1 pseudogene is annotated in these 575 nt (G+C 66.8%); it reads left to right on the top strand.

Annotation, left to right across the window (positions count from 1 at the left end):
• A pseudogene (locus tag BKM74_RS18825) lies at nucleotides 1-575 on the top strand (hypothetical protein); the annotation flags it as partial.

Raw genomic sequence — 575 nt, 5'->3', positions numbered from 1 at the left:
ACCACGCCGCCTGTCGTGGTGACGCCGACGACACCGACGACGCCCGGTTCCGGCGAGAATACCCAGGCGGAGACGATCACCAACAATGGCAGCACGCCGGGCTCGGCGCCGATCGTGCAGAACAGCAACAACAATGGCAATGTCGTCACCGCGACGCTGCCGGGCGGTACCAGCCTGACCTCGGAAGGGCCGAGCCAGGCACAGAACCCGACCGATGCGCTGGGCAGCCTGGTGACCTCCATCGAGGCACGCGGCTCGACCTCCCAGACCGAGCTGGTCGGTGGGGCGCAGACCTTCCTCACCAATCTGGCCGAGACCAGCACGCTGGATGTGCGCACCATCGTGCCGACCAGCACGGGCACCACTGTGCCGGGCACGCCGATCGTCATTTCCGGCACGACCGGGGGCGAGCAGTCGGAGGCCTTCGTCATCGACATGCGCAGCATGCCGTCGGGCTCCAGCCTGCAACTCGACAATATCGAGTTCGCCTCGATCATCGGCTCGACCACCATCACCGGCGGCGCCGGCCAGAACTATGTGGTGGCCGACGATGCCAGCCAGTACATCGTGCTGGG

It is taken from the genome of Oceanibaculum nanhaiense, from assembly GCF_002148795.1.
Lineage (GTDB): Bacteria > Pseudomonadota > Alphaproteobacteria > Oceanibaculales > Oceanibaculaceae > Oceanibaculum > Oceanibaculum nanhaiense.
This window is presented reverse-complemented; position numbering and strand designations above follow the sequence as displayed.